The following is a 23,316-nucleotide window of genomic DNA, read 5'->3' on the forward strand; positions in this document are numbered from 1 at the left end:
TCGGGTTCCCGCCAGCCCGCGCCGCCCGGACGACGTGACGACGCCTCATTCCCCCGCGACTCCGCCCGCCTCCGGACACCTCCGCGTCGAGGCAGTCTCGAAGCGCTTCGGTGCCCATCCCGCCGTCGACGGGGTCGACCTCGACCTCGCGCCGGGCCAGGTCTTCGGCCTGCTGGGGCCCTCCGGCTGCGGCAAGTCCACGCTGCTGCGCATGGTGGCCGGCTTCGAGGCGCCGAACTCCGGAAAAATCCTTCTCGACGGACGAGACCTCACCGGGGTGCCGCCGCACCGCCGACCGGTCAACATGATGTTCCAGTCCTACGCCCTGTTCCCGCACCGGGACGTGGCGGGGAACGTCGCCTACGGGCTGGAGCGGGAGGGCCTGGGCCGTCCCGAGGTCGCCGCCCGGGTCGCCGAGATGCTGCGCCTCGTCCAGCTCGACCATTTGGGCGCCCGCCGGCCCGACCAGCTCTCCGGCGGCCAGCGCCAGCGGGTCGCGCTCGCCCGGGCGCTGGCCAAGCGGCCCCGGGTGCTGCTCCTCGACGAGCCGCTCGGCGCCCTCGACCGGGCCCTGCGGGAGGAGACGCAAGCCGAGCTGCGGGCGCTGCAACGCCGGCTCGGCACCACCTTCGTGGTCGTCACCCACGATCCCGCCGAGGCGATGGTGCTGGCCGACCGCATCGGCGTGATGGCGGCGGGCCGGCTGGTCCAGGTCGGCGTGGCGGCCGATCTCTACGAGCGTCCGGCCACCCGCTACGTCGCAGGGCTCCTCGGCGACGTCAACCTGATCGAGGGCCGGCTCGGGGAGGGCGGGGCCGGGCGCTTGCGCGGCCTCGACACGCCGCTCGGGACGCTTCACGCCTTCGACCATCACGGCGCCGGTGACGCCGGATCGCCCGGCCTCCTGGCGCTCCGGCCCGAGCGGCTGACGCTCGCGACGGAGGGCCTGGCCGGCACGCTCCTCGACGCGACCTATCTCGGCGACAGGATCGTCTGCCGGGTCGGGATGGCGGACGGGCGGGTGCTGCGGGCCGCGACCCCGCCCGGCACCGGCCCGGCGCCGGGGGCTCCGGTGCACCTCGCCTTCGCACCCGAGGCGGCCTCACTGCTGCCGGGCGAGCCCGCCGCGCCCCAGGTCCTTGCCTCGTCCCAGGTCCCCGCATGACCGGGCGGCTGCGCGACGCCCTGCGGCGGCTGGCGCTGCCGGCGGTCCCGCTCCTGTGGCTCCTCGCCTTCTTCGGCCTGCCCTTCGCGGTGGTGCTGAAGATCAGCCTGTCGGACCCGGCGACCGCCCTGCCGCCCTACACGCCGGTGCTCGACTGGGATGCGGGCCTGGCCGGCTGGGCCGACGTGCTCGCCGCCCTCGACTTCGAGAACTACCGCACGCTCCTCGCCGACCCGCTCTACCTCGACGCGGGGCTGACCTCGCTGACGGTCGCGCTCTGCGCGACCCTGCTGCTGGTCCTCGTCGGGTACCCGATCGCCTACGCGATGGCGCGGGCGCCGAAGGCCTGGCAGCCTCTCCTCGTCGCCCTGATGGTGATCCCGTTCTGGACGAGCTTCCTGATCCGGGTCTATGCCTGGATCGCGATCCTGAAATCCGATGGGCTCCTCAACCAGGCGCTGATGGCGCTCGGGCTGGTACGTCAGCCGGTCGAGATCCTCAACACCCCGGCGGCGGTGATGATCGGGATGGTCTACGCCTACCTGCCCTTCATGGTTCTGCCGCTCTACGCGGTGCTGGAGCGCCTCGACCGCGGGCTCATCGAGGCCGCCCGCGACCTCGGGGCGAGCCGGCTCGCCGCCTTCCGCACCGTGACCCTGCCGCTGTCGTGGCCCGGCCTCGTCGCCGGGGCGCTCCTGTGCTTCATCCCGATCACCGGCGAGTTCATCATCCCGGACCTGCTCGGCGGCACCGACACCCTGATGCTCGGGCGGGTCCTGTGGAGCGAGTTCTTCTCCAACCGCGACTGGCCGCTCGCCTCAAGCGTCGCGGTGGTGCTGCTCGTGATCGTCGCCGGCCCGGTGGTGCTGTTTCGCGAGGCCGAGGCGCGCCGGCTGGAGCGCCCCTGAGATGCAGCGCGCCCATCCCCTCGCCTGGGCCGCGCTCGCCCTCGGGCTGGCCTTCCTGTACGGGCCGATCCTGCTCCTCGTCGTCTACTCGTTCAACGCCTCGCGCCTCGTCACGGTCTGGGCCGGGTTCTCGACCCGCTGGTATGCGGGCCTCCTCGACAACGGCCCGCTGGTCGCTTCCGCCCTCGTCACCCTGAAGGTCGCCTTCGCCTCGGCGAGCCTCGCGACCGTGCTCGGCACGCTGGCCGCGCTGGCGCTGGACGGGCGCCGGCGCTTCCCCGGGCGGCCGCTGCTCACCGGCCTCGTCTACGCCCCGATGGTGATGCCGGAGGTGATCACCGGCCTGTCCCTGCTGCTGCTGTTCGTGGGCCTCGGCATTCCGCGCGGCTTCTGGACCATCGTGATCGCGCACGCGACCTTCACGCTCTGCTTCGTCGCCGTCGTGGTGCAGGCCCGCCTGCGCCTCCTCGACCGCGCGCTCCTCGACGCCGCCGCGGATCTCGGCGCCGCGCCCGTCACGGTGTTTCGCACCGTGACCCTGCCGCTGATCGCGCCCGCGGTGATCGCCGGCTTCCTGCTGGCCTTCACCCTCTCGATGGACGACCTCGTGATCGCGAGCTTCGTCTCGGGGCCGGGCGCCACCACGCTGCCGATGCGCCTCTACAGCCAGGTCCGTCTCGGCGTGACCCCGGAGATCAACGCGATCTCGACCCTGCTGATCGGGGCAGTGAGCCTGGCGGTGCTGGGGGCGTCCGTGCTGACGGCGCGGCGGGGGCGTTAGCCCGTGACGATCGGCAACACCCGGGCACGGCACCCGACCGGGATCGCATCGGGGCAGGGAGCCTGTTGAATCAGGCCGCAGCGCAGTCCACTTTCTTGTCCGAAGACGAATCGGGACGGCGTGATGAAGGTTTCCGTCGCGGACGCGGAAGGGCAATTGGCCGATCTCGTGCGGCGTGCAGAGACCGGCGACGAGGTGATCCTTACCCGCCAGGGTCGGGCCGCCGTCCGGCTGGTGCCGGTCAAGGCACCACAATCGGCGGCCGAGCGGGAGCGGATCATCATGGCGGTCCGGGAAGCCGGCCGTGCCAAGGCGACGCCGGGGCCATCCGCCGCTCGAAGCCAGGATTTCCTCTACGACGATGAGGGTCTGCCGCAGTGATCGTGGTCGATACCTCCGCGCTGATCGCCATCGCATAAGGCGAAGCGCGGGCCGCAGACTGCATGGCCGTGCTCATCGCCGAACCCGACATCCTCATCTCGGCCGGGACTTTGGCCGAAGCCATGATCGTGTCCGGACGGCGGAACATCGCCGAGGGTGTGAGAGCCCTGGTCGATGATCTCGCCTTCGAGGTGATCCCCGTCACGGCCGCTGTGGCCTATGATTGCGCAGCGGCCTACGCGCAGTGGGGCAAGGGCGTGCATCCGGCCGGCTTGAATAGGGGCGATTGCTTCGCCTACGCGCTGGCCAAGGCGCGCAACTGCCCCTTGCTCTTCGTCGGCGACGATTTCGCCCGTACCGACATCACGAATGCGCAAAGCGTGACCTGAAACGGCCCCGATCCTGCAAAGCCCCTCCGGACGGCGTTTCCGCCGCCGCCCGGAACACCGGAGCTTCGCGCATGGATGTCGGCGTGTTCATCCCGATCGGCAACAACGGCTGGCTGATCTCGGAAGCGGCCCCGCAATACAAGCCGAGCTTTGCCCTCAACAAGGCGATCGTGCAGAAGGCGGAAGGGTACGGGCTCGATTTCGCCCTCTCGATGATCAAGCTGCACGGCTTCGGCGGCAAAACCGAGTTCTGGGACTACAACCTCGAATCCTTCACGCTGATGGCGGGCCTCGCGGCTGTGACCGAGCGGATCAGGCTCTTCGCCTCGACCGCGGTGCTGACCCTGCCGCCGGCCCTCGTCGCCCGGATGGCGACCACGATCGACTCGATCGCCCCCGGCCGGTTCGGGGTGAACGTCGTCTCGGGCTGGCAGAAGGCCGAGTATTCCCAGATGGGCCTGTGGCCCGGCGACGACTATTTCGGCTACCGCTACGACTATTCCACCGAATACGTCCGGGTGATGAAGGAGCTGTGGGAGACCGGCACCTCGGACTTCCAGGGCGCGCATTTCCGGATGGAGGGCTGCATGATGAAGCCCACGCCCTCCGGCCCGATCCCGATCGTCGCCGCCGGCCAGAGCGGGCGCGGCATGGAATTCGCCGCCCAATACGCCGATTACAACTTCGTGCTGGGCACCGGCCTCAACACGCCGACGGCCTGCGCGCCGACCTGCGCCCGGCTGATCGAGGCCGCCGCCAGGACCGGGCGCGACGTCGGCTCCTACGTCCTGATGATGGTGATCGCCGACGAGACCGACGCGGCGGCCGAGGATCGCTGGATGGCCTACCGCCAGGGCGCCGACGTCCAGGCGCTCGCCTGGATGCTCGACCAGAGCAACCAGGACAAGAACGCCTCCGCCGATTCGACCGCGACCTGGATGAACCTCCCCGAGGGGGCGGTGAACTTCAACATGGGCACGCTGGTCGGCTCCTATGCGAACGTGGCGCGGATGCTCGACGAGGCGGCGACGGTGCCGGGGGTGAAGGGCATCATGCTGACCTTCGACGATTTCCTCGACGGCCTCGACGCCTTCGGGACAGAGATCCAGCCCCTGATGGCCTGCCGGCAGGACCGTTTGGAGGTCGCCGCGTGACGGTCTCCGACGCGCTCATCGCCCGCACCATCCTGGCCGGCACGGTCGGGGAGGCGGCCCCGGCCCGGGACCTGCCCTCGTCCTGGGAGCGGGACGCCCCCGAACCGGCCCATGCCGAGCGGCGCCTGCGGCAGGCCGCCGAGGCGACCGGGGAGGCGGCACCTGTCATGCCGCCCCTGCCGGCGGTGGAGGACGGGCCGCTGCACGGCCTCGGGATCGGCGCGCTCCAGGCCGCCTTCGCGGCGGGGACGACCGATCCGGTGGCGCTCCTCGCGGCGCTTCAGGCGCGCATCGACCGCCACCCCTCCGGGCGCGACGCGGTGCTGGCCCCGGTCCCGGGCGCGCGCGACGCGGCCGAGGCGAGCGCCCGGCGGATCCGGGCCGGGGAGGCCCGTCCCCTCGACGGCATCCCGTTCGGCATCAAGGACATCATCGACTGCGCCGGCGCGCCGGTGACCTGCGGCTCGCGCCTCACCGGCGACCGGGTGGCGGCGGCCGACGCGACCGTGGTGGCCCGCCTGCGCGCGGCGGGCGCGATTCCCCTCGCGATGCTCGCCACCACCGAATTCGCCTGCGGCTCGGCCCACAACCCGCGCTACGGCGCGGTGGCCAATCCGTGGGACCGGACGCGCTGGACCGGCGGCTCCTCGACCGGCTCCGGCGCCGCGCTCGCCGCCCGGCTGATGCCGCTGGCGCTCGGCACCGACACGGGCGGCTCGATCCGGGTGCCGGCGGCCTGGTGCGGCATCACCGGCCTCAAAGCCACCCGGGGGCTGGTGCCGCGCACCGGCGTCGCGCCCCTGTCCTGGACCCTCGACCATGTCGGCCCGATGGCCCGCTCGGCCGCGGACCTCGCCCGGGCGATGCCCTGGATCGCCGGCCCCGACGGCGCCGACCCGCACGCCGCCGGCCGCTACGACGCCACCCGCGCCCGGGACCTTCCGGGCCTGCGCGTCGGCGTGCCGGAGGGCTGGTTCACGGCGATGCAGGACGACGCGGTGCTCACCGCCTGGGAGGCGATGCTGCGGGTGCTGGAGCGCCACGGCGCGCGCCTCGTGCCGGTCGATCTCGGCCCTGTCGCGACCGCGCACCAGGACGGCTACACGATCGTGATGGCGGAACTCGCCGCGCTCCAGGAGCCCGATTTCGACCGCGCCGCGGCCCTCGATCCCGGCACCCGCGCCCGGCTGGAGCAGGGCCGGCTCTTCACCGCCGCCGATTATCTGCGGGCGCTCCGCCGCCGGCCCGTGGTGCTGGCGCAGGTGCTCGATGCGCTCGCCGATGTCGACGTGCTGGTGACCCCGGGCCTCGGCGGCGAGGCGCCGTCCCTCGACACCCTGACGGTGGCGGTGAACGGCGCGGCCCACCCGCTCCAGGCGGTGCTGCCGCGCAACACCATGCTGTTCGACTATACGGGCCTGCCCGCCCTGATGCTGCCGACCGGCTTCGGGCGGAACGGGCTGCCGGTCGCCGCGCAGGTGGTGGGCAAGCCCTACGACGACGCCTTGTGCCTGGGGCTGGGGGCGGTGTTTCAGCGGGAGACCGGGCATCACCTCGCGGCGCCGCCGGGGTGACCGCTCACCGTCCGAGGGTCGTTTCTGCCGCCGCGACGAGCCACGCCGCCATGGTGGGGGCGACCGTGTCGGCCTGATCGCGCCAGCGCGCGACCTGGATCTTCGAGGAGGGCCGCATCTCCGCCACCCGCACCAGCCGGGTCAGACGGCGGCGCCGGAGCGCATCGGCGACGAGGAGCGAGCGCGCGAGGACGATGCCGTTGCCGTCCTGCGCCGCCTGCAAGGCCGCGCCGATATCGCGAAAGCGCATCGCGGGCGGGTTATCCCCGTCAGCGCCGAGCCACGTCGCCCAGGACCATTCGTTGCCGATCCCGTCGGCGGCCCGCCCCTTGCCGAGCCGCGGCAGCCGGCGCCAGTCGCCATCCTGACGGGAACGGCGCAGCACGGGCGCGACGACCGGAAAGACGCTCTCGGCCGGAAAGGCCACCTCGCACCGGTGGCTCGCCTGCGCCTCGCGCGGGATCCAGAGCAGCGCCAGGTCGGTCTCCTCCGGCACCGTGCCCGGCTTGCCGTCCCAGGGATTGCTTTCCCGGGTCGTCACCTCGATCGCGACGGCCGGAAAGGCCGCGGCCAGATCGGGCAGGCGCGGCGAGAGCCACCAGGCGAGCAGGGCGTTGCTGACCCCGATCCGGAACGGCCGCGAGGCCCGCTCGCCCGCGACCCGCTCCCGCAGCCCCGCCAGCGTCCCGAGCAGCGGGGCGACGTCCCGCGCCAGGCGCTCGCCCGCCGGCGTCGGCCGCAGGCCCGGGTTCAGCCGCTCCAGCAGCGGGGTGCCGAAATACTCTTCCAAGGCCCGCAACCGGTGGCTGACGGCGCTCTGGGTCAGGCCGAGCTCGGCGGCGGCCCGCGTCACGCTCCCGTGCCGCAGCACGGCATCGAACGCCACGAGGCCGGGGAAGGGAGGCAATCGGCGCATCGGCATCTCCCATGACCCCGACGATGGATGAACGCCCATGAAACGGGCTCATCGGCGCCGCCGCAACTCTCATTTGCCTTGATCCCGCAGAGTCGCGCTGATCGCGGCCATGATCCTCACCGACGATCCTTCCGTCACCTGGGACCGGCGCGCCCGCCTCACCGCGGGCGTGCTCGGCCTGGGCGCCTTCCTGACCCAGTTCGACGTGACGGCGCTCGTCGTCGTCATGCCGGCGATCGGGCGCGACCTCGGCCTCGGCATGCCGGGCCTCGCCTGGGTCATCGATGCCTACAGCCTCGCCTTCACGGCCGCCCTGCTGGCCGCCGGGGCCCTGGCGGATCGCCACGGCCGGCGAGGCGTTCTGCTGCTCGGCAACGCGCTGTTCGCCGCCGCATCCGTCGCCTGCGCCCTCGCCGGGACCGCGCCCGCTTTGTGCGTCGCCCGCGCCGCGCAGGGTATCGGCGCGGCCTTCCTGATCACCGGGGCCATCGCGTCGATCGCCGGCAGCTTCCCGGATCCCGTCCTGCGGGCCCGGGCCCTGGCCGTCATCGGGATCCTGTCGGGTATCGCGATGGCGCTCGGCCCGACGCTGGGCGGCCTGCTCGCCGCCTGGCTCGGCTGGCCCGCGATCTTCCTCGCCAACATCCTGCCCTGCGGACTGATCGCGCGCGCCGTGCCCCGCTTCGTCGGCGAAGGCCGGAGGGAGGCGGGGCACCCGGTCGACTGGGCTGGATTGCTGGTTCTCACCGGCGCGCTCGGTCTCGCGGTCGAGGGCGTCCTGCAGGCCCAGGCCGCTCCGTCGATGGGCCTGATCGGCGTCGCGGCCGGCCTCGCGCTCGCGATCGCCTTCGCGCGCCGGCAGCGCCGGCGGGCGCATCCGCTGATCGATCCGGCCCTCGCGTCGGATCGTGCCGTGAAAGCCGTCATCGTCCTGCTGCTGGCGATCTCGGCCGGCTACTGGGCGGTCCTGGTCTCCCTCCCGGCCTTCCTGATGGCGGCCTTCGGGATCGACGCGCAGAGGGCGGGATTCGCGCTGCTCGCGGCGACGCTGCCGATGCTGGTGCTGCCTCCGGTGGGCAGCCGCATGGTCCGGCAGGCCGGCTGGCGGCGCGCGTTCGGGAGCGCGCTGGGATTGATCACCATCGGAAACGCGATCCTGACGGCAACGGCCCTCGCCGGTTCTCCGGCCGGCGCCCTCGTCGGCATGACCGCCATCGGCGCCGGGGCGGCGCTCGCCCATTCCCAGCTCACGGGAGCCATCGTGGCGCTGGCTCCCTCCGGGGCGGCCGGCATGGCCTCGGCCCTCACGATGGTGGCGCGTCAGGGCGGGTTCGCGCTCGGCGTGGCGGCGCTCGGGGTCCTGGCGCCGACGAGTCCGGGCGGCGCCGGATACGCCGCCAGCTTCGCCTTCGCGGCCACCGCGGGCCTGATCGGGCTCTGCGCCTGCGGCGCGCTGCCGGGGGGTTCCGATCGGCCGCGGTGAGGCGTCACGCCGGCTGCGCGGCAGCGCGCCTCAATACTCCCACTCCGCCCCCACGCCCACCGCCGTGCGCCCATCGGCGCCGGCCTCGCCCTTCACCTTGATCCGTCCGGTCACGTCGTAGGTGATGGTCGCCTCGGTATCCTCCGGGCGGGCGCCGGCGCGCACGCCGACGCTCACCCGGTCGCCGAGCGACCGCGACAGGCCGACCGCGGCGCCGCCCTTCGCTCCGGCCTGGATGTCGAGGCTGTCGAGGCCAAGGCCCTTGCGGGCGCTCTCGAACACGTCGGGCCCGCCGGCGCCGCCGGAGAGCTGGGCGACGGCCTGGGCGAGCTGCAGCGCCTGGAACGGCGAGAGGCCGCCCGACGCCTTCTTGAACAGCAGGCGCGACAGGACCTCGTCCTGGGGCAGGGGCGGCTCGGAGGTCAGCGAGAAGTCGGGCTGGTTGGCCGGGCCGGTGACGGCGATCTTGGCGGTGACGTCGCCGGCCTGGGACTGGGCCTGGAAGTCGAGCTCCGGCGCCGTCAGGTCGCCCGCGAAGGTCAGGCGGCCGCGGGTGAAGTCGAGGCGCTGGCCGACGATCTGGATCCGGCCGCGGCGCATCGCGAAGGCGCCGTTCGCCACCGGCGCCGCCGAGGTGCCGGTGAGGCGCAGGGAGCCGCCGAGCTCCGCGTCGATGCCGCGGCCCCGCACGGTGATGCGGCCGGGCGCGTTCAGCGTCAGGTCGAGGGCGGCGAGGAAGGGCGGCGCCTTGCGGCCGCGCCGCGCCGCCGCGGCGCGCTTGGCCCGCGCGTCGAGGCGGGCGCGCATCTGCGGCGGGGTGTTGACGTGGCGGATGCCGGGGAGGGGCTGCACCGTCGCGGGCAGGCGGTCGGGCACCGAGACGTCGAGGGAGACGACGTCGACCTGGCCGCTCACCCGCGGCGTGCGGGCGAGCGGCCCGGTGAGCGACAGGTTGAGGCCGGAGACCAGGGTCATCAGCGGGCTCGCGACCAGCTCGGCCCGGTCGGCCCGGATGGTCAGGTTTCCGGGGAAGCCGGCGGCCGGCTCGACCGCGACGCGGCCCTGGACCTGGAGCGTGCCGCCGTTGCGCGTCGCCGCGGTCAGGCGCTCGATCACCAGGGTGTCGCCGCGGCCGGCGACCCGGCCCTGGATGTCGGTGAGGCGCACGCCGTTCAGCGGATCGGTGAAGCTGCCGCCGGTGAGAACCGCCGAGCCGTCGATCCGCGGGGCCTGGAGCGTGCCGGCGACGCCGGCATCGAGGGCGACCCGGCCGGTCACCCGCTGGCCGCCCGTCGCCAGCAGGGTGTTGGCCAAAGCCGCGTCGAGGGCGCCGCGGATGCGCAGGGCGAGGGAACCGCCGGGCTCGACCGGCACCGAGCCGGAGAGCGCGAGCTGCACGCCCTTGCCCGCCGTCACCGTGCCGTCGAGGCCGGCGCGGCCGTCCTCGATCCGGCCCGCGGCTCGGGCGTCGATCGGCGGCAGGCCGGCGGAGCGGGTCTCGGGCGTCACGAGGCGCGACACGCTCACGGCATAGCGCCCCTCCGGGCTCCCGGCCGGGCCGGTGAGCGCGGCCTCGCCGTCGAGGGTGCCGGAAAGCGCGAGGCTCGGCGCGGCGATGCGGGCGAGCGACAGCGGCACGGCCTTGAGGCCGAGGCGCAGATCGAGGCGCTTGCCCAACGTCCCGTCGAGGCTGGCCCGGCCGGCGCCGGCCGCGAGGGCGAGCCCGGAGACGGTCACGCCGTCGTCGCCGAAGGTGATCCGGGCCGGGCCGGCGAGCGCCAGCCGGTCGGCCCCGCGGATGGCGGAGAGGCGCGCGAGGTCGAGGCGCGGATGATCGGCGGGAACAAGCCGGGCGGCGCCGTCGAGGGCGAAGCCCCGGGCCCGGGCCTGGAGCAGGAGGTCGCTGCCGTCGGAGGCCGGCTTGGCGTCGAGGCGGATCGCCTCGATCGTCTCCGAGCCGGCGACGAGCCGGTCGGCGTTGAGCCTGCCCGAGACCCGCGGGCTCGCCCACAGGTCGGTGCCGGCGAGGTCCGTGTCGAGGCGCGACACCGCCAGGGAGGCGGCGCGCACGCCCTCGCCGGTCGCCCGCATCCGGGCATCCTGGCGGCCGCCGGCGCGGCTCAGGGTGATGGCCGCGTCGAGGCGGCCGGAGAGGCGGGTGAGCGCCAGGGCCGAGAGGTCGTCGAGATTGCCGGCCTTCAGCGCCACCTCGCCTTCGGCGAGGCGCGAGGCCGGATCGACGGCGGCATGGCCGGTGAGCGAGACCGAGCCGAGGCCGAAGCTCAGCCGGTCGAGCAGCCAGTCGGCGCCGCGTCGGGCGAGGTGGAGGTCGCCGGTGAGCGGCTTGCCGTCGACCCGGCCGGTGAGGGTGACCGTCCCGTCGAGGGCGCCGGTGGCGTCGGTCACGCTCGCCCTGGCGGCGAGGTCGCGGACCGGCCGGCCCATGGCGCGGGCCTCCGGCGCCACGAGCGTCAGGGCGAGGTCCGGGTGCTCCAGCGAGCCGGTGAGGCGGGCGTCAAGCCCGGCCTTGCCGGCGAGCTCGGAATCGAGGGTGGCGAGGTCGGACAGATCGATCCGGCCGGTCATGTCGGCCTTGGCCTCGGTGGCGCGGCCCTCCAGCGTCGCGGTGAGCGCCTGTCCGGTGAGCCGCGCGGCCTGGACGGCGTAGCCGTCGGGCAGCCGCGTCAGGCGGCCGGCAAAGCGCAGGTCGCGGCCCAGGGTCCGGTCGAGGGCGGGGGTGCCGAGAGAGAGCTTGTCGGTGCTCGCCTCGACATCGGCGGTGACGCCGGCCCGGCCCGGATCGCCGGAGAGCAGCGCCTTGGCGGCGACGCGGCCACCCATCGGCCGCCCGGCCGCCAGCGAGAACGCCGCGAGGTCGGGGAGTTCCGCCGTGAGCGTGCCCGCCACCACGTCGCGGCCGATCCGGCCGGTATAGCGGGCCTGCGCGGTCGGGGCCTCGATCGTCACCGCGTCGAGATCGGCGACGCCGTTCGGGTCGAGGCGGCCGACGAGGCGGAACGACGCCTTGGGGCCGACCGCGCGGCGCAAGGCGGGATCGGCGAGGTGGAGGCCGTCGACCTCGGCCTCGGCGGCGAGCCGGAACGACTGGCCCTCCTGCGTGCGGGGCAGGGGCGCGACCGTGAGGTCGGCGCTGGCGCGGCCGAGGCGGCTGCCCGCGGCCGAGAGGCCGGCGGCCTTCAGGGTGCCGCGCAGGGCGGGCGCATCGAGGGGCCCTTTGAGGCTCGCGTCGAGCATCAGGGATTCGAGGGTCGACTCGCCGGCCTTGGTGACGCCGCCCTCGGTCGGCAGCGCCCGGGCCTGGAGGGTCAGGTCGGCGGTGCGGGCGGCGTCGACGGCGCCGGCCAGCGCCAGCCGGGCGGTGCGCGAGGTGAGGTCGAACCGGTCGACCCGCACCGCCCCGTCATCGGCGAAGCGCAGCGCCCCGTCGAGCCGGGTGGTGCCGGAGAAGACCGCCGCGAGCGGGCCGGGCATCAGCCCCTCGACCCGCGAGGCGAGGTCGAGGGTCATGCGGCGCTCGGGACCCGCCCGGTCGATGCGGGCGCGGCCGTCGGCGCCGATGCCGTCGCCGGCCTTGAAGGCCAGGGTGGCGTTCCAGGCGTCGAGGGGGCCGGAGCCTTCGAGGTCGAGGGTGACCGGCGGCAGGCCGGGCAGGTTCATCAGCCGCGCCGCGAGGCCGCCCGCCGGCTCGTCCTGGGCGACCTTGAGGTCGAGGCGCGCGGTGTCCGGCACGTAGGCGAGCTTGAGGGTGAGGGTGCCGGGCTTGTCGAGCCGGCGCAGGCCGACGCCGAGATCGAGGCCCTCGCGCGGGTCGCCGAGGGTGGCCTGGCCGGCCCCGCCGATGCGGGCCGCCTCGCCGAGGACCGGCTCGCCCAGGACGAGATCGGTGAGGGCGAAGGCCTTGACCACCACCTTGACCGGCAGGTCGGGCAGCAGCGCCTCCTTGTCCTGCGCGGGCGGGCGGGCGGAGGGCACCGGCCGGCGCAGCACCTCCAGGCGCCCGATCTCGAGCCGGTCGATCTCCAGGCGGCGGGAGAGGAGCGCCGTGCGCCGCCAGATCAGCCGCGCCTTGTCGAGGCGCAGCCAGACCCCGTCGCGGTCGGCGATGGCGACGTCGCGGATCGTGGCATCGGAGGAGAGCGCCCCGTCGACGGCGCCGATCGAGACCCGGGAGGCCGGGGTCGAGAGGGCGCGCGACAGGAGGTCGCCGAGGATCGTGGTCTCGCCCTCGGCCGCCTCGCCGATGGCGGCGTGGCCGAGCCAGGCGAGGCCCAGCAGAACGGCGGCGAAGGCGGCGGTGAGGAGGCGGGATGCTGCCCCGCCCCTTCCCGGACGACGAGAGCGAAGCGACAGGAGATCCGGGAACCAGGGGAGATGTGCCGCGAAGCGGCTCCTGATGCTGCATCCTTGCAGGCAGGCGGACGCTTCGCGACTTTTCATGCTGGATCCCGGATCTCCTTCCGCTGACGCTTCAGTCGTCCGGGAAAGGGGGGAGGCGGACAAGTCCCGCGCACGTCCTCGCAGCTGCATCATCAGAACGCCTGACCGAGGCTGATGTAGAGGGCGACCGGCGGCTGCTTGAGCTGCTTGTCGGGATTGAGCGGCACCGCGAGATCGACCCGGATCGGGCCGATGCCGGTGTAGTAGCGAAGGCCGAGGCCCGCCGCGATGCGGATGCGCTCGTCGAAATCCGGCAGGGTGCCGGCGAACGCCGTGCCGGCATCGACGAAGGGCACGATGCCGATCGTGTCGGTGATCTTGATCCGGCCCTCGACCGAGCCTTCGAGCAGCGAGCGCCCGCCGATCGGCAGCTGGTAGGGACCGATCGGCCCGACGGTGCGGTACGAGTAGCCGCGGATCGAGCCGCCGCCGCCGGCAAAGAAGCGCAGGGAGGCCGGCACGTCGGCGAGGTTCGCGCCGCTGATCGAGCCGAAGCCGAGGCGCGCGGCGAGGATATAGCGGCCCTCGTCGTCGAAGGAATAGTAGGTCGAGCCCTGCGCCTTGGCGAGGAGCAGGTCCGGGCTGCCGCCGAGGCCCGCATAGGGCGTGAGCGAGGCGGTGACGCGAAAGCCCTTCGTCGGGTCGAGCAGGCTGTCGGTCGAATCGTAGGTGACGCCGGCATTCAGCCCGAGGAGGCCGTAATCGACTTTGCCCAGGGCATCCCGGTCCGAGCCGAAGCGGCCGTCGAGCCCGATCTGGGCCGAGAAGGCGTCGGCGAAGCGGCGCCGGATCGCCACCGTGCCGCCGGTCGCGTCGCTGAGATAGGATTGCTGCACCTCGCGGCTGACGAAGGCGCTGGCCAAGAGGTCGTTGCGGGTGCCGAACAGGGCGGGCTTGACGAAGGTGGCGGCGAGCCGGCCGCCGAGCCCGTTGGTCTCGATGCCCGCGAGCTTGCGGCGACGGGCGTAATAGTCGGTGCCGAGGCCGAGATAGGACAGGTCGGCGTCGATCCGCAGGGTCTCGCCGCCGCCGAACAGGTTGCGGTCGGCCCAGTAGGCGCGCACGCCCGGCCCGTCGACGGTGGAGTAGCGCGCCGAGACGCCGACGATGTGGCGCGCCCGCTCCGTCACGTCGACGAAGACCGGCAGCGTGCCGTCGGGATCGAGCGCCGTGCCCTCGCGCACCCGCACGCCGCCCAGCGCCTCGATCCGCGAGACCGAGCGGCGGATGTCGGAGAGCGCCTGGGGCGAGTAGGGATCGCCCGGCTCGGCATAGATGAACGAGCGCACCACCGCGGGGTCGAGGGTCTTGGTGCCCCGCACCGTCACCGTGCCGAGCGCCGCCTTCGGCCCCGGATCGACCACGAAGGTGACGTCCATGACGTGGGCGGTGTCGTCGACCACCGGCTCGCGCCGCACCACCTTGGCGAAGGGGTGGCCCTCGCGGCGGAACGCATCGACCAGGGCCGCCTCGCGGGCGAGCACCGCGGCGGAGCGGGCCGGCACGTCGCCGTCGATGCGGGTCAGCCGCTCCGGCACCGCCTCGGGGCCGAAGGGCACGCCCGAGGGATCGAGCACCGTGATCCGGCGCAGGTGGTAGAGCGGGCCCTGGTCGACGGCGATGCGCACGGCGACGAGGCTGCGGTTGCGCGCCGCCTCGGCGGCCCGCACGGCGCGGAGCGCGGCCGCGTCGCCGCCCAGCACCACGTCCTCGATGCGGAAGGTCGCCGTGCCGGCATAGTAGCCGAAGCCCGACAGCGCGGCGACGATCCGCGGCGCGTCGGCCTCGGCCCGGTGCAGCAGGCCCTCGCCGTCGGGCGGCGCGTCGTTGCGCAGGCGGTAGAGGCCGGACGTGTCCTTGAGCGCCTGGAGCAGGTCCTCGTCCTCGACGCCCTGGAAGCGGACCGAATAGGGCAGGGCGGCCGGGCTCGGGGCCGGCGGCGCCTCCTCGGCGCCGAACAGCCCGAACAGGTCGAAGGCCCGGGCGGGCTCCGACGTCCCGAGGCCGAGGGCGAGCGCGAGCCCTGCCGCTCCGGCGCGACCCACTCCGCGACGACACCTGGACGGGCGCCCCTGTGAAGCGCCACGACGTTCGACCCGACTCCGCATGCCCCCCGGCCGTGCTGCCGGCGCCGCCCGACGGGGACGGCGCCGAAAAAAACCCATTCACGCCCGCGGCGCGCCCGATTGAAAACCCGCCCGTGGAATGCCACGATCGGCAAGTCACTCCCTCCGCAATACGGCCTTCCGCGACGGCTCCCTGCCCCAAGGAACAGGTCCGAGGGTCGGGGGAATTCGTGTCCAAACCGTGTCCGTTGCCGGGCGCGATCCCGTGACAAGCTAGAGCATAAGCGGGCCGAAGGGGAGGCGACGGGCCTCGAAACCGTGGCGGCGGACGACACGGCGCCCTGCGCCAACCCGCGCTGGGCACGACAGGATCGCCGGTGCCCGCGGCGCGCGGTCGCGCCCGCCCCCGGGCCGGCCGGCGCGTTGAGCGGGTCCGTGCCATCCCCATTGTCCACAGGGCCGACCGCCATGCTCCCCGTCGTGTTCCATCCGGCCTACGAGGCGCCGCTGCCGGAGGGGCACCGCTTCCCGATGGGCAAGTACGGGCGCCTCGCCGAGACCCTCCGCGAGCGCGGCCTCGTGCCCGGGGGCTTCGTGACGCCCGAGCCCGCGGGCCCGGAACTGATCCGGCTCGCCCACGACGCGACCTACGTCGAGCAGGTGATCACTGCGACCGTGCCCCGGGCGATCGAGCGGGCGATCGGCCTGCCGGTCGACGACGGGGTGGCGCGCCGCTCGCTGGCCTCGGCGGGCGGCACCCTGCTCGCCGCCCGGCTGGCCCTCGAGGGCGGGCTCGCCGGCAGCACCGCGGGCGGCAGCCATCACGGAAGACGGGCGGCGGGCGGCGGCTTCTGCGTCTTCAACGACGTCGCGGTGGCGGCGCTCGCGCTCAAGCGCGAGGGCACGATCCGCCGGGCGCTCGTCCTCGACCTCGACGTGCACCAGGGCGACGGCACCGCCGATTGCCTGACGCACGAACCCGACCTGTTCACCTTCTCGATGCATGCCGAGAAGAACTACCCCACCGACAAGGTGCCGGGGGATCTGGATGTCGGCCTGCCCGACGGGATGGACGACGACGACTATCTGGCGGCGCTCGCCCGCCATGTGCCGCGCCTCCTCGACGATCTTCGGCCCGACCTCGTGTTCTACAATGCCGGCGTCGACCCCCACCGCGACGACCGCCTCGGCCGGCTGGCGCTCACCGACGACGGCCTGCGCCGGCGCGAGGCCTATGTCGTCGGCGAGGTGCGTCGGCGCGGCATCCCCCTCGCGGCGGTGATCGGGGGCGGCTACGCCACCGACGTCGCGGCGCTGGCCGCCCGCCACGCCCTGGTGTTCGAGGCGATGGCCGAGCGGGCGTGACGGAGGGCGCGAGCGCGTCCGGCTTCGGAACGGCCGAGGCTGTTCGGCCGTTGATGCTCCGAGACCGCAACGTCAGACCACTCGGAGGACACGATGAGCCTGATCGGCCGAATCGTCACCAAGATCCTGGGCAACGACGATCCCCGCATCCGCCCGGACGGACGCAGCCCCTACGACGACCGGGTCGCCTACAACGATTCGGGCAACCTCGTCGGCCGCCTGGTGACCAAGATCCTGCGTCGCTGACGCAACGGGCACCGTCAGCGACGCACCACGCCGTATGACTCCCAACGACACCCCCGCCGGCCCCGGCGGGGGTGTCGCCGTTTGGTACGGGCACGATCGGTTAGCGGAAAATCCACCATCGTGCGTTTTCGCACTTGCGAAGGGCGATCCCGTCGCTATCTTGTGCAATGCACGGTCGCGATGGCGTCGCGGCCCTGCAGCCCTCTTTGGGCGTTTCCTCCCTAGACTTCGGGCCGCCTCGCAAGGGCGGCCTTTTTTTCTTGGGGCATCGAACGCCCGCCGCGACCCTGCCGCGACCGGGAGGGAGTGACGTCAGGCAGGGGCGAGATGGCGGCGTTGCGCCCGCGCCACCCGTGCCGCCGCCCGGGCCGCCCGGGTCCGCGGCTCCGCCACGGCCTCGCCGGCCAGGATGCGCCGCTTGAGCGCCACCAGGTCCGGATCGCCGAAGCGCGCCAGCAGCGCCTCGAACGCCGCGTGGCGCGCGCGATCGTAGCCAGTCCCGTCGAGGGGATGGGGCGGGTGGAGGTGGATCACCGGCGCGAGGCCCGGCGGGATCGGCGCCGTCGCGGCGTGGAGCCGGCCGAGACGCAGGAGCTTGTCGAACCAGAGCGCCCGCGGGCCCGGATGGGCGTCCGGCAGCACGACCTCGATGCGGTCGCGGCCGCTCTGCGCCACCAGCACGGCGCCGAGCCCCGGCAGGGCGGCCCAGAGGGCGGCATCGGCCGGTCGGCCGCAGGCGGCGCGCAGCCGCGAGACGGCCTTCCCCCGAACCCGGGCGAGCAGCCGGGCCTGGCGCAGGGTCAGGCCGAGGCAGAACAGTACCGCGTCGCGATCCTCGGCCCGCGCCGCCGCCCCGTCGGGGCCGATCTCGCTCACCACCGGGGCGGGGCAGGGCGGCAGGAGGCGGAGCGGCCGGCACAGGGCGAGGGCCTGGCTCCAGGACCCGCCGCCGAGCGCGGTCTCGTAGGCGACCGGCACGAGGGTGTCGGCCTCCCCCAGCACCAGGGCGCCGCGGGGCGTGACGAGGCCGGGCCGTCCGCCGCAGGGCGGACATGCGGGCTCGCCGGGAGCGCGCCGGAAGGTGGCGCCCGCCCCGTAGCCGCCGAGGCTCCAGCCCGCGGCGGGCTCGGCCAGCGCCCGGTCGAGCACGGCCCGCAGGCCGGCAGGAGCCGACAAAGGGTCTTCCCCGCCTTGAGCGCAACGCAGCAAACCGCTACCTCTTCGCGGGCAGGGGGCGCCCGCCCGGGTCGAGAATCGCACATCGTGTCGGAACCGTCGCCGTCGCTCGCCGATCCGGATCCCGCGCTCGCCCGCAAGCGGGTCAGCGTCCGCGGACGGCTGCGAAACTACTTCTTCACCGGCGTGATCGTCGCCGGCCCGCTCGCGATCACGATCTACATCACCTGGTGGTGCATCAGCCTGATCGACGGCTGGGTCAAGCCGCTGGTCCCCTCGGCCTACCTGCCGGACCATTACCTGCCCTTCAGCGTGCCGGGCCTCGGCCTCGTCATCGCCTTCGTGGCGCTGACCACGCTCGGCGCGCTCACCGCCAACCTCGTCGGCCGCTCGGTGGTGGAGTTCGGCGAGGTGCTGCTCGCCCGCACGCCGGTGATCTCGGGCCTCTATCGCGGCCTGCGCCAGGTCTTCGAGACGCTGTTCTCCACCAGCGGCACCTCGTTCCGCACCGTCGGCCTGGTCGAGTTCCCGGTGAAGGGCACCTGGTCGATCGTGTTCCTGTCGGCCCCGGCGGGGCCCGACGTGCAGAATGCCCTCGGCTCCGGGCACGACCATGTCGGCGTGTTCCTGCCCTGCGCCCCGAACCCGACCACCGGCTTCTTCTTCTACCTGCCCCGCGCCGAGGTGATCGAATTGTCGATCAGCGTCGACGACGCCGCCAAGCTCGTCATGTCGGCGGGCGTGATCCAGCCCGAGGACCCGCAGAGCCGGCTCCAGGCGATGGCGGCGGGCCTGCGCGTCGCCCAGGTCGGGCCGATTCAGGCCGGGTCTTCTGCGGCGATGCCGGCCCGGGACCGCATGGACGCCTGACCTGCCGCTCGGCGCCATCGCGCCGATTCCGGATCGCCCCGGCGAGCGCGACCCGGACGGTGCGGCCGATGCCCTCGTGGCGGGGCGGCGGACCTGGAGTGCGCAGCGGCCCCAGGGGAAGGACGGCACGGCCCCCGCACGGGCGATCGTGCCGCGGCGCCGGTCGGGCGGGTCTCGCTTCCGCCCGGCGCGAACAATGCTATGGGACCAGCTCGGGCGTCGGCCCGACTCGGCCCCCAAGCCGTCGATCGTCCCATCGTCGCGCCCAAAGCTCTTCGCCCGGCACCGGCGGGTCTTGCGCCCACCTTCGTCCCACCCGTCGCTCCGGCCCCGATCGCGGCCCCGTGCGACCGACCGCCCGACAGACAGGATCGTCCCGCTCCCGTGACCGACCATGCATCGAACCCCGCCGCGTCCAGCTGGGCCGGGGCCGAGACCTCTCGGCCCGACGTCGCGGCCCTCGCCCGCGAGGTCGCCCGCCACTGCGCGGCCTACCGCGATCCCGTCCCGCGGCTGGCGCTCCGACAGGTCGCCAACACCCTGCTGCCCTACCTCGCCCTCTGCGCCTTGATGCTGTGGGCGGCCGCGAACGGCTTCGAGCCCTGGGTGCTGCCGCTCGCCGTGCCGGCCGGCGGCCTCCTGGTCCGGCTGTTCATCATCCAGCACGATTGCGGGCACGGCTCGTTCCTGCCCTCCCGCGCCGCCAACGACCGGCTCGGCCGGGCCCTGAGCCTCCTGACGGTGACGCCCTACGACAGCTGGAAGCGGGCGCATGCCCTCCACCACGCCTCGACCGGCGACCTCAGCCGCCGCGGCACCGGCGACATCCACACGCTGACCGTGCGCGAATACCTGGCCCTGTCGCGCTGGCAGAGGCTGCGCTACCGGCTCTACCGCAACCCGTTCATCCTGATCGTCCTCGGCTCGCCGCTCAACTTCCTGGTCCTGCAGCGGTTTCCCTCCGGCGTCGGCCTGCCGTGGCGGACCGCGTGGCGGGACGTGCTCGCCCTCGACCTCGCGCTCGCCGGGCTGGTCGCGCTGCTGGCGCTTGCCACCGGCGGGATCGGGCCGGTGCTGTGGGTCCTGCTGCCGGTCGTCAGCGTCGCCGCCTGGATCGGCGGCTGGCTGTTCTACGTCCAGCACCAGTACGAGGAGACGGTCTGGGAGGGCCCCGAATCCTGGGACTTCCACCGCGCGGCGCTCGGCGGCAGCTCGTACTACGTCCTGCCGCGGGTGCTGCAATGGTTCACCGGCAATGTCGGCCTGCACCACGTCCACCACGTCAACAGCCGCATCCCGAACTACCGCCTGCAGGAATGCCTCGACGGCCACGCGACGCTGGGCGAGGTCGGCCGCCTGACGCTCCGCGACAGCCTGCGCTGCCTCGGGCTCGCCCTGTGGGACGAGGAGGCCCGCAAGCTGATCGGGTTCTCGGGCCTGCGGGACGCGGCGGCGCAGGGAGCGTGATCGGGAGCGGGGTGAAGGGGCCTGGCCGGGCGCGACCCGGCCCGGCCTTGAGCGCCTAGGCCGTCTGGGCTAACCCTCCGCACCGATGCGGCCTGGAGTGCCGTGCGGATCCCAGGGAGGCTCCATGCCCGTGCGTCTGATCGGTGGCGGACTCGTCGGACTCACCCTCGTCGCGGCAAGCACGGTGGCCGCCGCCGACACCCTGCCGACGCGCAAGGCCGGCCTGTGGGAGAGCAAGACCGTCTCGTCCGAGGGCAGCACGACGGCCCGCCAGTGCATCGACGACAAGACCGACCAGCTGGCGCAGGGCGCCCTCGGGGCCGGGCAATGCGCCAAGCGCGTCTTCACCAGGACGAGCACCGGCTATACGGGCGAGACCGAGTGCAAGATGGGAGCGATCTCGGCCTCCGGCACCAGCGTGATCACCGGCGACTTCACCAGCAAGATCCATCTCGACGTGGACACGACGCTCACCGGCATCCCGGGCATGAAGGAGCCCGTCCGGCGCAAGATGGCGATCGACGCCACCTATCTCGGCCCCTGCGAGGCGGGACAGAGCCCCGGGGACATCATTTTGCCGGACGGGAAGATCGTGAAGATGCCGCAGGGGGTGGGGCGGTAGGCTTCAGGGGGCGGGCGTTCGAGTCGCCGGGAGGGGCGGTGTCGGCGAGCCAAACCGAGTCAAGGTCGACCCGCATACCTGCATTCCGGGACCGTACACATCCACCACCGCATCGTCGGGACGCACCTCGGCGCTTCAGTTGGTGAGATGGCTTGGCGCTAGGGCTACCGGTGAGAAAGCAACGGCGTTCAGTACCCTATGGTAGCGGGCCTGCACTCGGGTATCTAGTGTCGCGCAAGTGGGACGAGTGTTGCCAACGGCAATTATCATTTTTATTTATATCGAAAACGCGAGAGAGACAGGCGACAAACAAATTGCTATCTAGAGTATCTAAGCGCTCTGCGATTCTCCCGGACCCAGTCGCCGAATGTACGATATTATCAACTTAGCTGATTATATCCAGAGTCGCCCGGAGGCGCTCGGCACCAAAGAAAAATTTTGGGTCGTACCTCGACCTGGGGCTTCATTAAGAGAAACGCCGCACCTTTTTAAAATTGGCCGGGAAAATACAGGGGAAAACTGGTCTGAGAAAGCAAGCTGCGAAATAGCGAAGACTATACATTTGCCTTGCGCTGACTATGATTTAGCAATTTACGAAGGGCGCCGAGGGGTTCTAACCGAACGATTTTTTTCCAGTTCGGGGACTTGGATACCTGGAAATTATATCTTATCGCAAATTCTAGATAATTATGATAACACAAAAACATATAATCAGCTCAATTATAAATTATCCACTGTCATGCAGGTGATTAAAAATCTCGATTTACGTCCTCCTGTCATGATAAATAACTGCGCTTACGGGATGGAAGGCGTGGATTATTTTATAGGATATCTTGTGTTTGATTGTTTGATTGGAAACACAGATCGACATCATGAAAATTGGGGAATAATATTAAATAGAATCGGAGATCGTCATGATTTGCATTTGGCACCGACCTTTGATCACGCTTCGTGCTTGGGAAGAAATGAAACCGATACAAAGAGATTGCTGCGGCTGCAAACAACAGACCGGCGCGCGACAGTAGAGGCATATGCAGGGCGCACAAAGACTGCATTCTACGGACCGCTGCCTGAGGGCGGCGTGCTGAAAACGCGCGAGCTAATGGCCGAGCTTTCGGCAGCCTTCCCGGACGCTACGAAACTGTGGTCGGATCGAATTGCCTCACTGACAGATGGGCAATTTCATGATATCTTCGCGAGAATGCCAGCTGATTGGGTAAGTCAGCAGGCAGTGGAGTTTGCCGTTCGGATGCTACGCTTTAATCGTCAGATGATCCAGGAGGTGGGTTGTGCCTGACACGCTTTACGTAGCTTGGCAAGACGAAGCAACTCGGAGATGGCATACTATTGCCCGTCTGCAGAAGCAAGGGGGTTCATATGAATTCGTTTTTACCAAAGGCGTTGCAGGGTTACCAAATCTAACTAGACAGCTTTTTAATATGGACAGCGGCGATATTTATCGCTTTGAAAATCTTATTCCGCTCTTTCGCAGTCGAATGCTTTCCACACATAGATCGGACTATAAAAAAGTAGCCCAATGGGTTGGGGTAACAGCAGAAGATACTGAATTCGAACAACTTTGCAAGTTAGGATTAATTCCTGGTTCTGACTCCATGCTTTTTTATGCAGCGCCCGACGTATCTCATGGAAAGTATAAACTTAGCTTTTTTATTCACGCAATCAAATACATGCACGAAGATGCCAAGTCATGGTGCTCAATGGCAACACCAGGAACGAAGCTTTTCCCCCTATTGGACGTGCAGAACCCAGTCGATCCAAATGCTGTCGCCTTGAAATGCCCAAAAGAAAATATTATTGTTGGATATATCCCCGCGTTTTATGCCCGCGATCTCAAATTAATTTTGTCAGATGAGAAATGTGCCGAGCATGCGGAAATCTGTGTTTCGAGAAATAATAGCGATGCTCCTGAGCAATTGAAGCTTCTATGTGAGGTCGCAGCACCCACTCCAGAAGGTTTTGTGCCGCTTGATACTCCTTCACACGCCCCAAACCTGCGCGTTAATGCACAAATAAATGCATATTACGATCACAATAAATCGCCATTTAATATTATCTAAAGTCGTACTTAAAATACGACACGCAGGCAGATATTGAGATTGCCTGCGCCTACGACATATCCCAAAATCACGAAATCAGCCCTTTTACTGAAACATAATTAGGACTGCACTTCACACTAGAGCCACTCCCCTGCCTGACGTTCTGCTGAGCTTCTCGCCTTCTGGTCGTTGGGTCGATCGGTCCAGAAGTAGGAGGCGGCCTCAAGGCCGCCCCCAC

At 71.2% G+C, this 23,316-nt stretch carries 18 protein-coding genes and 1 pseudogene; 15 read left to right on the forward strand and 4 right to left on the reverse strand.

Features of this window, described 5'->3' with window-relative positions; genetic code table 11:
• The first annotated feature begins 34 nt into the window (after window positions 1-34).
• The 7 genes and pseudogenes from miv_RS12855 (at window position 35) to miv_RS12885 (ending at window position 6,352) form a co-directional block, all read left to right on the forward strand.
• Complete coding sequence (locus miv_RS12855) at window positions 35-1,165, forward strand: ABC transporter ATP-binding protein (RefSeq protein WP_207183062.1); 1,131 nt, start codon at window positions 35-37, stop codon at window positions 1,163-1,165.
• A complete protein-coding gene (locus miv_RS12860; protein WP_048425487.1) occupies window positions 1,162-2,073 on the forward strand; it encodes an ABC transporter permease in 912 nt (303 codons plus the stop codon). The genes miv_RS12855 and miv_RS12860 overlap by 4 nt, the downstream gene beginning before the upstream one ends.
• Before the next feature lies 1 nt (window position 2,074).
• Window positions 2,075-2,854: an ABC transporter permease gene (locus tag miv_RS12865; protein WP_207183063.1), complete on the forward strand. Its 780-nt coding sequence runs from the start codon at window positions 2,075-2,077 to the stop codon at window positions 2,852-2,854.
• 123 nt (window positions 2,855-2,977) lie between these two features.
• Window positions 2,978-3,235 carry a type II toxin-antitoxin system Phd/YefM family antitoxin gene (locus miv_RS12870; RefSeq protein WP_207183064.1) on the forward strand — a complete coding sequence of 86 codons (258 nt, stop codon included), beginning with the start codon at window positions 2,978-2,980 and terminating at the stop codon, window positions 3,233-3,235.
• Window positions 3,232-3,624 (forward strand): annotated as a pseudogene (locus miv_RS12875) (type II toxin-antitoxin system VapC family toxin). The gene miv_RS12870 and the pseudogene miv_RS12875 overlap by 4 nt, the downstream one beginning before the upstream one ends.
• Window positions 3,625-3,695: 71 nt before the next feature.
• Window positions 3,696-4,778 (forward strand): pyrimidine utilization protein A, encoded by a 1,083-nt coding sequence (gene rutA, locus miv_RS12880; RefSeq protein ID WP_207183066.1) that lies wholly within the window; start codon window positions 3,696-3,698, stop codon window positions 4,776-4,778.
• Window positions 4,775-6,352, forward strand: coding sequence for an amidase (locus miv_RS12885; RefSeq protein ID WP_207183067.1), 1,578 nt, complete (start codon window positions 4,775-4,777; stop codon window positions 6,350-6,352). The genes rutA and miv_RS12885 overlap by 4 nt, the downstream gene beginning before the upstream one ends.
• Window positions 6,353-6,356: 4 nt before the next feature.
• Here miv_RS12885 and miv_RS12890 read toward each other — a convergent pair whose 3' ends face one another.
• The gene (locus tag miv_RS12890) at window positions 6,357-7,268 is read right to left on the reverse strand and encodes a LysR family transcriptional regulator (protein WP_207183068.1); all 912 of its coding nucleotides are present in this window, start codon (window positions 7,266-7,268) and stop codon (window positions 6,357-6,359) included.
• Between the two features lie 109 nt (window positions 7,269-7,377).
• Here miv_RS12890 and miv_RS12895 point away from each other — a divergent pair, with 109 nt between their 5' ends.
• Window positions 7,378-8,751 carry an MFS transporter gene (locus miv_RS12895; RefSeq protein WP_207183069.1) on the forward strand — a complete coding sequence of 458 codons (1,374 nt, stop codon included), beginning with the start codon at window positions 7,378-7,380 and terminating at the stop codon, window positions 8,749-8,751.
• Window positions 8,752-8,781: 30 nt separating this feature from the next.
• Here the strand turns inward: miv_RS12895 and miv_RS12900 are convergent, their stop codons facing one another.
• Both miv_RS12900 and miv_RS12905 read right to left on the reverse strand, forming a co-directional pair.
• Complete coding sequence (locus tag miv_RS12900; protein WP_207183070.1) at window positions 8,782-13,209, reverse strand: translocation/assembly module TamB domain-containing protein; 4,428 nt, start codon at window positions 13,207-13,209, stop codon at window positions 8,782-8,784.
• A 92-nt stretch (window positions 13,210-13,301) separates the two neighbouring features.
• Window positions 13,302-15,317 (reverse strand): autotransporter assembly complex protein TamA, encoded by a 2,016-nt coding sequence (locus tag miv_RS12905; RefSeq protein WP_207183071.1) that lies wholly within the window; start codon window positions 15,315-15,317, stop codon window positions 13,302-13,304.
• Between the two features lie 426 nt (window positions 15,318-15,743).
• Between miv_RS12905 and miv_RS12910 the strand changes: the two genes are divergently transcribed.
• Window positions 15,744-16,640 (forward strand): histone deacetylase family protein, encoded by an 897-nt coding sequence (locus miv_RS12910; RefSeq protein WP_207183072.1) that lies wholly within the window; start codon window positions 15,744-15,746, stop codon window positions 16,638-16,640.
• Window positions 16,641-16,733: 93 nt separating this feature from the next.
• Entirely contained in the window at window positions 16,734-16,886 is a 153-nt protein-coding gene (locus miv_RS12915; protein WP_048425481.1) for a hypothetical protein, read from the forward strand.
• A gap of 312 nt (window positions 16,887-17,198) precedes the next feature.
• Here miv_RS12915 and miv_RS12920 read toward each other — a convergent pair whose 3' ends face one another.
• Window positions 17,199-18,062, reverse strand: coding sequence for a DUF6925 family protein (locus tag miv_RS12920; protein WP_207183073.1), 864 nt, complete (start codon window positions 18,060-18,062; stop codon window positions 17,199-17,201).
• 87 nt (window positions 18,063-18,149) lie between these two features.
• Between miv_RS12920 and miv_RS12925 the strand changes: the two genes are divergently transcribed.
• The 5 genes from miv_RS12925 to miv_RS12945 all read left to right on the forward strand — a co-directional run bounded on the left by miv_RS12925 (window position 18,150) and on the right by miv_RS12945 (window position 23,099).
• On the forward strand, window positions 18,150-18,932 hold the full coding sequence (locus miv_RS12925; RefSeq protein ID WP_207183074.1) for a DUF502 domain-containing protein: 783 nt from the start codon (window positions 18,150-18,152) through the stop codon (window positions 18,930-18,932).
• A gap of 384 nt (window positions 18,933-19,316) precedes the next feature.
• Window positions 19,317-20,399: a fatty acid desaturase gene (locus tag miv_RS12930; protein WP_207183075.1), complete on the forward strand. Its 1,083-nt coding sequence runs from the start codon at window positions 19,317-19,319 to the stop codon at window positions 20,397-20,399.
• 124 nt (window positions 20,400-20,523) lie between these two features.
• The gene (locus miv_RS12935; RefSeq protein ID WP_207183076.1) at window positions 20,524-21,021 is read left to right on the forward strand and encodes a DUF3617 domain-containing protein; all 498 of its coding nucleotides are present in this window, start codon (window positions 20,524-20,526) and stop codon (window positions 21,019-21,021) included.
• A gap of 367 nt (window positions 21,022-21,388) precedes the next feature.
• Window positions 21,389-22,318: a HipA domain-containing protein gene (locus tag miv_RS12940; protein ID WP_207183077.1), complete on the forward strand. Its 930-nt coding sequence runs from the start codon at window positions 21,389-21,391 to the stop codon at window positions 22,316-22,318.
• Entirely contained in the window at window positions 22,311-23,099 is a 789-nt protein-coding gene (locus tag miv_RS12945; protein WP_207183078.1) for an HIRAN domain-containing protein, read from the forward strand. Before miv_RS12940 ends, miv_RS12945 begins: the two co-directional genes overlap by 8 nt.
• The last annotated feature ends 217 nt before the right edge of the window (window positions 23,100-23,316 follow it).

Origin of the sequence: Methylobacterium indicum (assembly GCF_017347565.1) — a bacterium.
GTDB classification, from domain to species: Bacteria; Pseudomonadota; Alphaproteobacteria; order Rhizobiales; family Beijerinckiaceae; genus Methylobacterium; species Methylobacterium indicum.